The organism is Micromonospora sp. NPDC023966 (genome assembly GCF_040639095.1).
Taxonomy (GTDB): domain Bacteria; phylum Actinomycetota; class Actinomycetes; order Mycobacteriales; family Micromonosporaceae; genus Micromonospora.
Genome location: NZ_JBEZZJ010000016.1, coordinates 14,304 through 27,862, shown reverse-complemented (window position 1 = coordinate 27,862; position 13,559 = coordinate 14,304). Strand labels below are relative to the sequence as shown.

Here is a 13,559-nt window from a genome sequence, read left to right as displayed (position 1 = left end):
CCCGGCGGACGGCCTACCGCTCCGACTGGGCGGCGATCACCTCGCGGGCGAGCTGGCGGTAGTTGCGCGCGCCTGAGGAGGCGGGGTCGAGGGTGGTGATCGGGGCACCGGCCACCGTCGACTCGGGGAACTTCACGGTCTTGGTGATCACCGTCTGGTAGACCTTGTCGCCGAACGCCTCCACCACCCGCTGGAGCACCTGGCGGCAGTGGGTGGTGCGGCTGTCGTACATGGTGGCGAGGATGCCCTCGAGCTCCAGGTCGAAGTTGAGCCGCTCGCGCACCTTGTCGATGGTGTCCAGGAGCAGCGCGACACCGCGCAGGCTGAAGAACTCGCACTCCAGCGGGATGAGCACGCCGTGCGCCACGGTCAGCGCGTTGATCGCCAGCAGGCCCAGCGAGGGCTGGCAGTCGATCAGGATGAAGTCGTACTCCTTGCGGACCGTGCGGAGCACCCGAGCCAGGGCCATCTCCCGGGCGACCTCGTTGACCAGCTGGATCTCGGCGGCGGAGAGGTCGATGTTGGCCGGCAGCAGGTGCAGCCCGGCCACGTCGGTCTTGATCAGGACGTCCTCGGCGGTGACGTCGTCCTGCATGAGCAGGTTGTAGACCGACAGGTCGAGGTTGTGCGGGTTGACGCCGAGGCCGACGGAGAGGGCGCCCTGCGGGTCGAAGTCGACCAGCAGGACCTTGCGGCCGTACTCGGCGAGTGCGGCGCCCAGGTTGATGGTGGTCGTGGTCTTGCCGACGCCACCCTTCTGGTTGGCCATCGCGATGATCCGCGCCGGGCCGTGCCGGTCGGTCGGCATCGGCTCGGGGATCGGCTTGCGCATGGTGTAGGCGGCCGGGTCGGCGGGGCCGAGGTCGGCGCCGAGCGTCGCCTGCTGCTCGCGGAGCTCCGACGTCCAGGTCTCGGCACGGTCACCGTTTCCTGCCATGTCCTCGTTGCCCCCTCCCGACGACCACCCGGCGTCGGAGCCGTCCGACGTCCCTCGCGGCGCCGCTGCGCACCCCCGGTCCGTCACCCCTGGAGGCCCGCGCCGAAGCCGACTGTACGCCACGGGCCAGCAGCGCGTTCGGTAGCGGGTCGGCGTGTCGGAGCCGGTGGTCAGCCGGGAGGCTGTTTCGTTCGCGACTGCGGGGCTCGCAACCCCGGCTCACTCCTCGCGCTCACCCGTGGGCGCGCGGGTGGGCGGTCGCGTAGACCTCCCGCAGCCGTTCCACGGTGACCAACGTGTACACCTGGGTGGTGGTCACCGAGGCGTGGCCGAGCAGTTCCTGCACGACCCGCACATCGGCGCCGCCGTCGAGCAGGTGGGTGGCGTACGAGTGGCGCAGGGTGTGCGGGGAGACCGCGTCGGGCCCGTCGACCGGCAGGCCGGCCCGTTCGGCGGCGGCGCGCAGCACGGTCCAGGCGCCCTGCCGGGTCAGCGGGCCGCCGCGGGCGTTGACGAAGACCGCCGGGGTGCCCCGGCCGGCGGCCAGCAGCGCCGGGCGGCCCCGGACCAGCCAGGCGCGCAGCGCCTCGGCCGCGTACCCGCCGACCGGCACGAGCCGGGTCTTCCCGCCCTTGCCGTGCAGCAGCACGGTCCCGGCGTCGAGGTCGAGGTCGTCCACAACGGCGCCGACCGCCTCGGAGATGCGCGCCCCGGTGCCGTACAGGAACTCCAGCAGCGCCCGGTCGCGCAGCGCGCGGGGCGCCTCGTCGCCGGTGGCGGTGACCGGGCCGGCGGTCTCCAGCAGCCGGACCACGGCGTCGACCGGCAGCGCCCGGGGCAGCCGACGCGGCGGGGCGGGCGGGCGGACGTCACGGCTGGGATCGGCGCCGGCCATCCCCTCACGCAACGCGAAGCGGTGCAGGCCACGCACGGCGCTGGCCGCACGGGCGGCCGAGGAGACCGCGAGCGGCGGGTGGTCGGCGTCGCCGGCGCGCAGCCGGGCCAGGTGCGCCTCGACCTCGGCCGCACCCACCGCGGCCAGGTCGGTCACCCCGGCGGCGGCCAGGGTGGACAGGTAGCGGTCCAGGTCCCGGCGGTAGGAGGCGAGGGTGTTCGCGGACAGTCCCCGCTCGACGGTGAGGTGGTCCAGGTAGCCCCGGACGGCACGGCGCAGGGCCGGCGCGGGCTCGACGCCCGCACCGACCCTGGCCGCAGTGGCGGTCAGACTGTCCTCCCTCAGGCCGTCGTCCCTCAGGCAAGCACCTCGGCCAGCGGCAGCGCCGCCATGCCGTGCGCCTCGGCGACCGGGCCGTAGACGACCTGGCCGGCGTGGGTGTTCAGGCCGAGGGCGAGCGCCGGGTCGTTGCGCAGCGCCCCGCGCCAGCCCTGGTTGGCCAGCTCGAGGGCGTACGGCAGGGTGACGTTGGTCAGCGCGTAGGTGCTGGTGTTCGGCACCGCGCCGGGCATGTTCGCCACGCAGTAGAAGATCGAGTCGTGCACCTTGTAGACCGGGTCGGCGTGCGTGGTCGGGCGCGAGTCCTCGAAGCAGCCGCCCTGGTCGATGGCGATGTCGACGAGCACGCTGCCCGGCTTCATCCGGGAGACCAGCTCGTTGGAGATGAGCTTCGGGGCCTTCGCACCGGGCACCAGCACCGCGCCGATGACCAGGTCGGCGTCGACCACGGCCCGCTCGATCTCGTACGCGTTGGAGGCGACGGTCTGCAGGTGGCCGCGGTAGATGGCGTCGGCCTGGCGCAGCCGGGCGACGTTCTTGTCCAGCAGCAGCACCTCGGACTGCAGGCCCAGCGCGATGGCGGCCGCGTTCAGGCCGGAGACGCCGGCACCGATGACCACGGTCTTGGCCGCGTACACGCCGGAGACGCCGCCGGGCAGCACGCCCCGGCCGCCACCGGTGCGCATCATGTAGAACGCGCCCACCTGCGGGGCGAGCCGGCCGGCCACCTCGGACATCGGGGCGAGCAGCGGCAGCGAGCGGTCGGGCAGCTCGACGGTCTCGTACGCGATGCCGGTGACCTTCCGGTCCAGCAGCGCGTCGGTGCACTCCTTGGAGGCGGCCAGGTGCAGGTAGGTGAAGAGCACCTGCCCCTCGCGCATCCGGTGGTACTCCTCGGCGATCGGCTCCTTGACCTTGAGCACCAGCTCGGCGGTGTCCCAGACCTCGTCGGCGGTGGCGAGGATCTTGGCACCGGCGGCGGCGAACTCGTCGTCGGTGATGCTGGAGCCGACGCCCGCGCCGGACTCGACGAAGACCTCATGGCCGTGGCGGGTGAACTCGTTGACGCCCGCGGGCGTGATCGCCACGCGGTACTCGTGGTTCTTGACCTCGCGTGGGATTCCGACCTTCACGATGCAGACACCTTCCTCCGGGGAAGCTCACCCCCGACTGCTCGGCGCCGCGACGGCCCCTTTGCCGACACGGTCCACCGGTCCCGCCCGGCGGCAGTCTAGGCGCGTGGGAACCCCACGGAGGCCAACACTGTGACATCTGGTGCCCGGTCGTGCTGACGGTGTGTCAGGCATCGACCGGGCTGAGCGGTGGAGACCGCCTCAGCCGTCAGGACAATGTTCGGTAAACATCCTCCCACCGTCGGGGCGGCGGTGCGGACAGGACGCCAGTGGATCACTAGGGTGTCCGCTCATGACCACTCCTCCTTATCAGCAGTACCCGCAGGGCGTCTCGGACAAGAGCAAGGTCGTCGCGGGCATCCTCGGCATCCTGCTCGGCTTCTTCGGCGCCGGGCGCTTCTACATGGGTGACACCAAGACCGGCGTGCTCCAGCTCGTGGTGAGCGTCGTGACCTGCGGCTTCGGCGCCCTGTGGGGCACCATCGACGGCATCCTGATCCTCGTCAACGGTGGCGTCGACGGACAGGGCCGCCCGCTGCGCGACTGAGCGCCCACATAGCGGAAAGGGGCCGCGCGGTGTACGCACCGCGCGGCCCCTTCGTCGTCCGGTCCGGCTCAGCCGGGCAGCGGCGCCTCCGGGCGGCGCAGCTCGGCGAAGCCGGTCTCCCGGGCGCGGGCCGCGGCGAGCAGCCCGGCCACGCAGGAGGCGTTGGTGATCTCGCCGGCGAGGACCATCCGGACCGCCTCGTCCAGGTCGACCCGGACCACCTGGAGGTCGGCCTCCTCGTCGCGCCGGTCGTGGCGCTGCTCGGCGGGCACGTCGCCCAGGTCGCGGGCCAGGAAGACCCGGACCACCTCGTTGCTGAACCCGGGCGAGCTGTGCAGGTCGACCAGGACGTCGATGGTGCCCGCGGTGAGATCGGCCTCCTCGGCCAGCTCCCGGGCCGCCGCCGCGGCCAGGTCCTCGCCCCGCACGTCCATCAGCCCGGCCGGCAGCTCCCACAGGTGCCGGCCCACCGGGTGCCGGTACTGGCGGATCAGCACCACCTGGCCGGCGTCGTCGAGGGCCACCACGGCCACCGCGCCGACGTGCCGCACGTAGTCGCGGGTGGCGGCGCCCCCGCCGGGCATGGTGACGTCGTCGCTGACCACCGAGAAGATCCGGCCGGACCAGATCTCCCGGTGCCCGGTCACCTCGTACCGGTGCTCCACGGCACTCACGCCACCGCCTCGCTTCGCTCGACGGCGGCGCGAGGCGCCGCACTGCTGAGCCGAATGGTTCGCTCGCTCCGCTCGCTCACGACGCGGCCGCCGCCTTCGCCGCCGCGCCGCCGTTGCGGCCCGCCTTCTTCGCCGCCGCGGCCTCCGCCGGGGCGTCCAGGTCGACCGGGAGCTGGTCGGCCTCGGAGTACGCCACGGCGGCCTTCACGAACGCGGCGAAGAGCGGGTGCGGCCGGGTCGGCCGGCTCTTCAGCTCCGGGTGCGCCTGGGTGGCCACGAAGAACGGGTGCAGGTTCCGGTCCAGCTCGACGAACTCGACCAGCCGGCCGTCCGGCGAGGTGCCGGAGATGGTCAGGCCGGCCTTGGTGAGCTGGTCGCGGTAGGCGTTGTTCACCTCGTACCGGTGCCGGTGCCGCTCGCTGACCTCGGTGCTGCCGTACGCCTCGGCGACCAGCGAGCCCTCGGCCAGCTTCGCCGGGTACGCGCCGAGCCGCATGGTGCCGCCCAGGTCGCCCTTGCCGGCGACGATGTCCTCCTGGTCGGCCATGGTGGCGATGACCGGGTGGCCGGCCTGCTCGTCGAACTCCAGCGAGTTCGCCCCGTCGAGGCCGGCCAGGTGGCGGGCCACCTCGATGGTCATGCACTGCAGACCGAGGCAGAGGCCGAGCAGCGGGATCCCGTTCTCCCGGGCGTACCGGGCGGTGCCGATCTTGCCCTCGATGCCGCGGACGCCGAAGCCGCCGGGGATCACGATGCCGTCGACGCCGGCCAGGGCCGCCGCCGCGCCGGCCGGGGTGACGCAGTCGTCGCTGGGCACCCAGCGCAGCTGCACCCGGGCCCGGTGGCCGAAGCCGGCGGCCCGGATCGCCTCGCTCACCGACAGGTAGGCGTCGGGCAGGTCGACGTACTTGCCGACCAGCGCCACGGTCACCGTGTGGCGGGGCTGGTGCACCCGGTCGAGCAGGTCGTCCCAGCTGGCCCAGTCCACGTCGCGGAAGGAGAGGCCGAGCCGGCGCACCACGTACGCGTCGAGGCCCTCACGGTGCAGCACCTTCGGGATGTCGTAGATGCTCGGCGCGTCCGGGGCGGCGGTGACCGCCTCTCGGTCGACGTCGCAGTAGAGCGAGAGCTTCTCCTTGACCTTGTCCGGGATCTCCCGGTCGCAGCGCAGCACCAGGGCGTCCGGCTGGATGCCGATGCTGCGCAGCTGCGCCACCGAGTGCTGGGTCGGCTTGGTCTTCAGCTCGCCCGACGGCGCCAGGTAGGGCACCAGCGACACGTGCAGGTAGAAGCAGTTGTCCCGGCCCAGGTCGTGCCGGACCTGACGGATCGCCTCCAGGAACGGCAGCGACTCGATGTCGCCGACCGTGCCGCCCACCTCGGTGATCACCACGTCGGGGACCTGGCCGTCGGCGTCCGGGTCGGCCATGCCGAGGATCCGCGCCTTGATCTCGTTGGTGATGTGCGGGATGACCTGGACGGTGTCGCCCAGGTATTCGCCGCGCCGCTCCTTGGCGATCACCGCCGAGTAGATCTGCCCGGTGGTGACGTTCGCCTTGCCGGACAGATCGCGGTCGAGGAACCGCTCGTAGTGGCCGACGTCGAGGTCGGTCTCGGCGCCGTCCTCGGTGACGAAGACCTCACCGTGCTGGAACGGGTTCATCGTCCCGGGGTCGACGTTGAGGTACGGGTCGAGCTTCTGCATCACCACGCGCAGCCCGCGCGCGCTGAGCAGGTTGCCGAGGCTGGAGGCGGTGAGGCCCTTACCCAGCGAGGAGGCGACGCCCCCGGTGACGAAAATATGCCTGGTCGTCCGTGCTGAAGGGGCCAAGGCCTGCTCCCGTGTCGTCCGTAGCGGTCGTGCGAACCGCCGTGCCGATCAGCCAAGTGATCACGCGATCCACGGGATTCCACGGTAACACCTCCCCGGCCCCGCGGCGGCGTCGCACCCGCCGTCGACGCACGTGAAGGCGGGTTCGCCTCAGCCGGTGGGCACCTCGGTCGATGCCGGGCCCGGCTGGACCGGCACCCGGGGCGCCCGGTCGGCGGCGGCGTCCGGCGCCGGCGTGGCCCGGTCGCGCTCCGCAGGCACACCCTCCCCGGCGGCGGCCGGGTCGGGGTCGGGCAGCGCGGCGCCGCCGGTGCCGGTGGCCTCCGCCGCGCGCCCGCCGCTGGGACGGTCGCCGGTGGGACCGCCGGGCGGGGCCGACCCGCCCTCGTCGCCCGGACGGCCGCTGCCGGGCTGAGTGCGGTCGGTGGAGTGGTCGAGCACCCGCAGGGCCGCCAGGGCCGCCATCGGCACCACCAGGGCCCCCGCCGCACCGGCCACGTCCAGCGCCGAGCCGCCCAGCACGCCGCCGAGACCGGCGGCCACCCCGGTGCCGGCCATCGCGGCCCGGATCGCCGGGTAGATGCCGAACAGCCGCAGCAGGCCGCCCCAGGGCTGGAGCAGGGCGAACCACACCAGCGCCGCGCCGGCCAGGGCCAGCACGGTGAGCGGGCTGTTCACCAGGGTCTGGAAGTTGGCGCTGCTCGACCGGTGCACGGTGAGCCCGCCGGTGCCGTCGCCCAGCGCGGCGAGGAACCGGCCCAGGCTGCCCCGCTCGGCCTCCGGCCGGCCCACGTCGACCACCGCGAAGCCGATGGTGACCGCCAGCCCGGCCATGGTGGCCCAGGCCAGCCGGCTCACGGTCAGCCAGCCGCCGGAGCAGATCGCGGCGGCGACACTCACCCCGGCGGTGAGCGCGATCGCGCCGATCGAGTCGGCCCCCAGGTAGGGGCTGCCCACGATCACCACGGCCGCCCCGCCGACCGCCACCATCACCATCGGCCGCCAGGCCCGGCGGACCCGCTGGGCCAGCCACCCGCCGCAGAGCAGCGAGCCCGCGATGAACACGCCCAGCCCGACGGTGCCCAGCCCGGCGTACCGGCCGCCCTCCAGCGCGGAGTAGCCGACCACGCCGTTGAGCTGCAACCGGGAGCCGGTGAGCACGTCCACCCCGACCACCAGGGTGGCCAGGCCGGCCACCGCGCCGAGCGGCCCGAGGGTGCGCTCGTGGCCGGGACTGAACCGGACCGCGGCGGTGCCGCCGACGGTCAACAGGGCGGTCACCGCGGCGAACCACCAGCCGGCGTGCTCGCCCCGCCACCACGGCACGGCGTCGGCGAGCAGGGCGGCCGGCACGGCGAGCGCGGCCGCGATGAGCAGCAGCTCCACCACCGCCACCACCCGCCGGGACACCGGCTCGGGTCCGTGCGGACCGGCGTGCCGGCGGGCCCGGCGCAGCAGCGGCAGCACCGCCACGGCGAGGGCCACCTGCGCGGCGGCGAGCAGGGTGAAGAACCAGCCGGCGACCCGGCGCTGGGCGGCGGCCTCCCGGTCCGCGTCGGCCGGCGCGTCGATCGCGGCGCGCAGGTCGCCGGGGCGGTCGTCGACCGACACGGCGGGCCGGCCGAGGAAGAGCCGCTCGGGCATCGGCCGGCCCAGGGCGGCCAGCGCCGTGGGAGCCAGGTCGACCAGTTGCAGGTAGCCCTCGCGGGCGGTGCTCGGCGACGTCAGCCAGCCCTTGTTCCACCCCGGGCCGTCGGCCACCGCGACGTGCAGCCGGGACGGCGTGTCGGTGTCCGAGACCCCCGCCACCATCACGAGCGAGTGCGGCGGCCGGGCCGCGAGCACCCGGGCGAGCTGGGCGTCCACCTGCCGGGCCTGGGCGGCCCGGCTGGTCGGGTCCTCGCCGTCGACGGTGCCCAGGTCGACGATGCTCAGCACACAGGAGCCGAGCAGCTTCGCCGGGTCGGCGGGGAGCACCGGCGCGTACCGGTCGACCCGGCCGAACGGGCGGGCGGCGGCCACCGCGGCGCCCGGCCCGACCGCCACGGAGCAGCGCACCGACTCGGACAGCGCGCCCGGGGTGGTCCCCCAGGAGAGCCGGTCCTGGTTGTACGCGACCACGCCCTCCTGGTCCGGCAGGTTCGCGCCGATCCCGTCCGGCTGCTCGATGGTCACCCCGCCGGCCGGGCATCCGCCGCCCGGCCGGCTGCCGTTCCAGGCGGCGAAGTTGCCGGCGCCCAGGGTGAGCCAGCCGTCGACCGGGCAGGTGGGCCGGTGCGCGGAGCGGACCGAGAGCGAGCCGATCGAGCCCTGCTCGGCCATCCGCCACAGCGTGGGGGTGGTCTGCGGGTCGACGTCCTCCCAGCGCAGCCCGGCCGCCCCGGCCACCACCACGAAGTCGGCGCTGCGCTCCGGCGCGCCCTGGTCCGGGCGGGCGGCCAGCGCGGTGATGCCGAGCGCCACCACGACCAGGGTCAGCAGCACCGGGGTCAGTCTGCGCAGCATCACCGGTTCCCCGTCGAGTGCTCGGGCGTCAGCTCGGCGTAGAGGTCGAGCAGGGCGCCCGTGGTGTCCGCCTCGGTCGGCCAGGTCGCGGCCCGGGCGGCGCCCCGGCGGGCCAGGTCGGCCCGGCGCGGCTCGTCGTCCAGCAGGTCGCGCACCGCCGCGTCGACGGCGTCCACGTCGCCGGCGGGGACCAGCACCGCGGCGTCGCCGACCAGGTCCGGCAGGCCGCCCACGGCGGTCGCCACCAGCGCCACGCCGGCCCCCAGCGCCTCCTGGGCGAAGAGCTGGCGGGCCTCCCAGTCGCTGGTCACCACGGCGAGGTCGGCGGCGGCGAGCAGGTCGGCCACGTCGGTGCGGTGCCCGAGCAGGGTCACCGGCGCCCGGGTCGTGGAGATCCGCGCGGCCAGCGGCAGGTAGGCGGGCCCGCTCCCGGCGATCACCACCAGCGGCGCGGGCTTCCGGGCCCGCCACCGGGCGGCCGCGTCGACCAGGATGTCGTACCGCTTCTGCGGGTGCAGCCGGCCCACGGAGAGGATCAGCGGGCGGTCGGCCGCGACCCCGAACTCGGCGCGGACGGCGGCGCGGCGGCGGCGCGGCGCGGGCAGCGCCGGCGCGGCGACCGGGGCGAGGCGGGCGTCGGCGGCACCAAGCGCCGCGGCCCGCTCGACCAGGTCGGCGGAGGCGCCCAGCGCGACCCGGACGTTGCGGGCGACGATCCGCTCGGCCAGCCGGGACAGCCCGCCGCGCAGCCCGCCGGCCAGCACGGCGTTGTGCCAGGTGACCACGAGCGGAGCGGCCGGGCGGGCCAGCACGGCGACCAGGCCGGCGCGCAGCCCGTGCGCGTGCACCACGTCGACCGGCGGGTCGGCCAGCGTCCGGCGCAGCGCGGCGACGGCCCGCGCGTCGGCCGGGGTGGGGCTGGCCGGGATCTCCACCGGCGTGAACCGGGCGCCCACCCCGGTGAAGTCGAACTGGTCCTGGGTGGCGGCCGGGCCGCAGACGAGCACGGACGCGCCGGCCTCGGTGAGGCCCCGGGCGATCGAGCGGACGTGCTGCCCCACCCCGCCGGTGCTGGAGGCGAGCACCAGGGCCACCGAACCGGGCCACCGCGGCGCCGACGAGGCGTCCGTCATGAGGAAACGGTCTCCTTTCCGTCGCCCCGCTCCCCGGGGTGCTGCTGCGCCCGCGGGCCGCCGCCCCCGTTGCCCGGGCGCCGCCGGCCGAGCCGGCGGGTCACGGCCGCGAGCAGCGGCCGGAGGTCGCGGGCGTCGGTCAGCCAGGCGACGGCGAGGAACAGGGCGCCGACCACGACCCCGGACAGCATGCCCTGAGCGAGGGCCTCCGCTGTCGTCGGGGTCCCGTCGGCGAGCCCGGCGAGTCCTCGGGCGGTGGCCGCGCCGCCGAGCGCGGCGACCGCGGCGGCGAGCAGGCCGGCGGCCCCGGCCCGCCCCACGCCGGCCAGCGCGGCGGGACCGGCGGAGCGGACCACGGCGGCGATCAGCAGCCCGCCGACGAGCAGCATGCCGGCCGAGGTGGCCAGGGCCACCGCGAGCACCCGGTCGGCGAGGGGCAGCAGGTGCCCGAGCAGCACGGCCAGCGCCGGCACGCTGAGCCAGCCGAGCGCGGTGGCGACCGTGGCCGACCGGGTCTCGCCCCGCGCGTAGAGGGCCCGGGTGAGCACCGCGAACAGGCCGTAGCCGAGCAGGCCGGGGGCGAAGCCGGCGATGCCCGCCGCGGCCGTGCCGGCGTCCGCCGGGTCGAAGAAGAAGTGCCCGACCGGGACGGCGGTGCCGACCAGCGCGGCGGCCCCGAGCAGGCTGAACAGCACCACCCCCCGGACCGCCGGGGCGAGCGTCTCCCGATAGGCCGGCTCGTCGCCGGCCGCCCGGGCCGCCACCAACGTCGGGTACGCGGCCACCGCCAGCGGCACGGCCAGCACCGCCCAGGGCAGGAAGTAGATCGTCTGGGCGAGGTTGTAGACGCCGACGTCGGCGGTCCGGCCGTAGGTGACCTGGTTGAGCGCGACGACCAGGGCGATCTGCTGGGCGGCCACGGTGACCACCCCGGCGGCGGCCAGCCCACCGACCCGGGCCCGGGCGTCGGCGGGGAACCGGAAGCCGGGCCGCGGCCGCAGCCCGAGCCGGCGCAGCGGGATCAGCAGGGACAGCGACAGCACCACCACGCCGAGCGTGGTGCCGGCGGAGAGCAGCAGCTCACCGCCGGGGCCGACCTCGCCGACGCCGGCCAGCCGTCCCTCGACGGCGGTGAAGCCGAGGTAGACCACGATGACGGTCACGCTGGACAGCAGCGGGGCGATCACCGGCCAGGCGAACCGCCGGTGCGCCTGGAGCACTCCGGTGAGCACGATGCCGACGCCGTAGAGCGGCAGCTGGGGGGCGAAGACCCGCAGCATGCGCGCCCCGGACTCCTGCTGGGCGCCGTCCAGGCCGTGGCCGAGCAGCCCCATCAGCGGGTCGGCGAGCAGCGCCACCAGCACCGCGAGCGGCACCAGCAGGCTGAGCGTCCAGGTCAGCAGCGCCCCGGTGGTGGCGGCCACCGCCCGCCGCTCCCCCGCCTCGACCGCGCCGGCCAGCAGGGGTACGACGAGGCTGGCCAGCGCCCCGCCGGCGACGATCTCGAAGATGAAGTTCGGGACGTAGTTCGCCACCAGGTAGGCGCCACCGAGGTCGGTGGGGGCGAGCGTCCAGGTGAAGACGGCGGTGCGGCCGAAGCCGGCGAGCCGGCTGACCACAGTGAGGACGGCGATGAGGGCGGCCGCTCCGGCCACGCGGCCGGCGCCGGCGAGGGGAGCCGGTTTCGTCACGTCAGTCGGCGAGCCGACCCAGCTCGTCGAGGTGGCGCAGCCCCGGGGTCCGCTGGATCACCTGGGTGAAGCTCACCTTCTCGCTGGCGGCGGTGAGCGCGGCGAGCACGGCCAGCACGCCGGCCCGGCCCAGCGGCCCGGTGCGCGCGGCCAGGCTCACCCCGAGCAGCGCGCCGAGCGCGTTGGCGCCGCTGTCGCCGAGCATGACCCGCTCGTCGAGGTCCTCCCGGACCAGCCCGGCGGCCGCCCCGACGGCGCCCGCCGCGATGCCCCCGTAGGGGCCGGTGGCGAGCGGGGCGCCGAGCAGCATGCCGGACTTCAGGGCCCGGCCGGGGCGCAGGTCGAGCAGGTTGACCAGGTTGGCGGTGCCGGCCACCACGCCGGCGCCGAGCAGCACGTCCAGCCCGCGGCTCAGGGCGCCGGAGCGCTGCCGGCGGGGGTGCGCGGCGACCCGCGGGTCGGCGGCCAGCAGCGCCGCGGCGCCGAGCCCGGCCGCGCCCACCCCGGCGATCTTGACCAGCCCCGCGGTGACCCGCCCCTCGCGCAGCGCGGCGAGGTGCCCGGCGAAGCCCTTGGCGGCCTTCTGCTCGGGACGCGCGCCGACGATGTCGTCGTAGAGCCCGACGGAGCCCGCCCCCACCCCGGCGACCAGGGCCGCGGCGCCGGCCGGGGCGCTGCCCGCGCCGAGCGCGCCGGCGGTTGCCGCGCCGAGGGCGAGGGCCGGCCCGGCGGCCAGGGTGACGGTGCGGCCCCGGAAGTTGGTGCGCTCCAGCGCCGGGGCACCCGGCGAGCTGCACACCTCCCGCAGCACGTAGCGGGCGGCCAGCGCCCCCGCGCCGACGGCCAGCAGCCGACCCAGTCTCACGCGACCCCTCCGATCCGGATGCCCAGCACGACGCGGTACGGACCGGACATCAGCCGGCCCACCGGTCACTGGGGCAGTTTAGGCAGCAGCGCGGCGGCGTTGTCACCGACGCCGTACTGGCCGGCCTTCTTCTCGGTCAGCTGCTGCAGCAGGGCGAGGCTGGTGACCAGCTGCCCCTGCACGGTGTTGGCGTTGTCGACGGTGGAGATGGTCTGGGCGAGCACCGGGTCGCCCCGGACCACGGAAACCACGTTGCCGCCGGCCGAGCCCATGCCGCCCACCACGATCCCGCCCGTGCGGTCGAACTGCTCGGCGATCTTCACCACCGACTCGTCCTTCTCCGCCGAGAACTTGTCGACGTACGGCTGGCCGCTGACCAGCACGACCGCCTCGGCGGCGCCGGTGATCTTGTCTTCTGCGGTGAGGTAGCCGGAGCTGACGTACTGCTGGACCACCGCGCGGCGGTCCGCGTCGGTGACCGCCGGGCTGCCCTGCGGCCGGTCCAGCAGCACGCTGGCCAGCAGGGCGCTGGAGGTCTCCACGCCGTGCCCGTTGCCCGGCAGGCCGGCGGTGGGCACGCTGTTCGGGCGGGCGGCGGTGACGGCCAGCTCCAGCAGGTTGTTGTTGCTGTCCGGGTTGATGAACTTGTCCTGCACGTCGAGCCGGCCGGTGACGTTGGCGCCCGCGAGCTGGAGCATCTTCACCACGCCCTCGGTGTGGTCGCGGCCGCTGGGCAGGCTGAGCACCAGCACCCGCCGGCCGCTCAGCTTGCCGGGGAGGACGACCTGCGCCATCTCGGCGGCGAAGTCCTCCTCCATGTCGAGTTCCTTCTGGAGGTTGTTGACCGACTGGCGCATCAGCGAGTTGTCCTTGCTGAGCCCGTTGACCCGCTCCTTGAGCGAGTCGGCCACCGGCCCGTTGAGCGCGGCCGTGCCGACCACCAGGCCGATCGCCAACGCCAGGAAGACCGCGGTCAGGGACACCACGTGGTAGCGGAAGTTGATCACGC

General features: G+C 75.2%; 11 protein-coding genes. 1 reads left to right on the top strand and 10 read right to left on the bottom strand.

The window, feature by feature from the left end:
• Positions 1-13 precede the first annotated feature (13 nt).
• From AB0F68_RS20900 to ald, 3 genes are all read right to left on the bottom strand, one after another.
• Positions 14-937: an AAA family ATPase gene (locus AB0F68_RS20900; RefSeq protein WP_107078593.1), complete on the bottom strand. Its 924-nt coding sequence runs from the start codon at positions 935-937 to the stop codon at positions 14-16.
• A 232-nt stretch (positions 938-1,169) separates the two neighbouring features.
• Positions 1,170-2,162 carry a site-specific tyrosine recombinase XerD gene (locus AB0F68_RS20895; RefSeq protein WP_357341176.1) on the bottom strand — a complete coding sequence of 331 codons (993 nt, stop codon included), beginning with the start codon at positions 2,160-2,162 and terminating at the stop codon, positions 1,170-1,172.
• A 26-nt stretch (positions 2,163-2,188) separates the two neighbouring features.
• Positions 2,189-3,304, bottom strand: coding sequence for an alanine dehydrogenase (ald, locus tag AB0F68_RS20890; protein WP_357340785.1), 1,116 nt, complete (start codon positions 3,302-3,304; stop codon positions 2,189-2,191).
• Between the two features lie 229 nt (positions 3,305-3,533).
• Between ald and AB0F68_RS20885 the strand changes: the two genes are divergently transcribed.
• Positions 3,534-3,851, top strand: a complete 318-nt coding sequence (locus AB0F68_RS20885; RefSeq protein ID WP_357341173.1) for a TM2 domain-containing protein — start codon at positions 3,534-3,536, stop codon at positions 3,849-3,851.
• A gap of 68 nt (positions 3,852-3,919) precedes the next feature.
• Here AB0F68_RS20885 and AB0F68_RS20880 read toward each other — a convergent pair whose 3' ends face one another.
• The 7 genes from AB0F68_RS20880 to AB0F68_RS20850 all read right to left on the bottom strand — a co-directional run bounded on the left by AB0F68_RS20880 (position 3,920) and on the right by AB0F68_RS20850 (position 13,557).
• The gene (locus tag AB0F68_RS20880) at positions 3,920-4,525 is read right to left on the bottom strand and encodes an NUDIX hydrolase (protein WP_357340783.1); all 606 of its coding nucleotides are present in this window, start codon (positions 4,523-4,525) and stop codon (positions 3,920-3,922) included.
• Positions 4,526-4,601: 76 nt separating this feature from the next.
• Positions 4,602-6,356, bottom strand: coding sequence for a CTP synthase (locus AB0F68_RS20875; protein WP_357340781.1), 1,755 nt, complete (start codon positions 6,354-6,356; stop codon positions 4,602-4,604).
• 150 nt (positions 6,357-6,506) lie between these two features.
• Entirely contained in the window at positions 6,507-8,861 is a 2,355-nt protein-coding gene (locus AB0F68_RS20870; RefSeq protein WP_357340777.1) for a hypothetical protein, read from the bottom strand.
• Positions 8,861-9,994, bottom strand: a complete 1,134-nt coding sequence (locus tag AB0F68_RS20865) for a glycosyltransferase family 4 protein (protein ID WP_357340775.1) — start codon at positions 9,992-9,994, stop codon at positions 8,861-8,863. Before AB0F68_RS20865 ends, AB0F68_RS20870 begins: the two co-directional genes overlap by 1 nt.
• Complete coding sequence (locus AB0F68_RS20860; RefSeq protein WP_357340772.1) at positions 9,991-11,685, bottom strand: lipid II flippase MurJ; 1,695 nt, start codon at positions 11,683-11,685, stop codon at positions 9,991-9,993. The genes AB0F68_RS20865 and AB0F68_RS20860 overlap by 4 nt, the downstream gene beginning before the upstream one ends.
• 1 nt (position 11,686) lies before the next feature.
• Positions 11,687-12,550: a hypothetical protein gene (locus tag AB0F68_RS20855; protein ID WP_357340770.1), complete on the bottom strand. Its 864-nt coding sequence runs from the start codon at positions 12,548-12,550 to the stop codon at positions 11,687-11,689.
• 65 nt (positions 12,551-12,615) lie between these two features.
• Complete coding sequence (locus AB0F68_RS20850) at positions 12,616-13,557, bottom strand: copper transporter (RefSeq protein WP_357340768.1); 942 nt, start codon at positions 13,555-13,557, stop codon at positions 12,616-12,618.
• Between the last annotated feature and the right edge of the window lie 2 nt (positions 13,558-13,559).